Origin of the sequence: Vibrio sp. ZF57, from assembly GCF_001691235.1 — a bacterium.
In the GTDB taxonomy this organism is placed as follows: domain Bacteria; phylum Pseudomonadota; class Gammaproteobacteria; order Enterobacterales; family Vibrionaceae; genus Vibrio; species Vibrio crassostreae_C.
Map to the genome: position 1 here is coordinate 1 of NZ_MAKD01000141.1, position 355 is coordinate 355.

The 355-nt window shown below is 43.4% G+C and carries 1 protein-coding gene; it reads right to left on the bottom strand.

Annotated elements, in window-relative coordinates; translation table 11 throughout:
• Positions 1-122 precede the first annotated feature (122 nt).
• On the bottom strand, positions 123-355 hold a 233-nt coding region (locus A6D97_RS21730; RefSeq protein ID WP_139074335.1), incomplete at its 5' end, for a winged helix-turn-helix domain-containing protein.

The window sequence follows — 355 nt, forward strand, 5'->3', positions numbered from 1 at the left end:
TTACTACGCGAGGTCTCGTTCCACGAGTAGCCCAAAGACGTGTTGTTGTGTTCTGCTGACCAAACCTAGCTTCGTCTTGAAACCAGACATCAACACTCTCTAGCCCAATATGGCCGGGGATCTTAAGGATCGTTTCGATTTGGAATTTTTTTAAAATCGTCCTGTATTTGCTGTGATTGTTTAGGGTGTTTGGAACGAGAAGTTATCCAAGAAAAACCCATGTGGTCGAGGAGATAATAGATGGAATTAGGGTGGTAGTGCTTGTCAAAGTGTTTAACGATGTAGTCATGTATATCGCTTCCAACAAGGCGGCCACCAGAAGGTGATTCAGCTTCTTTTTTTATGAAGGCACTGA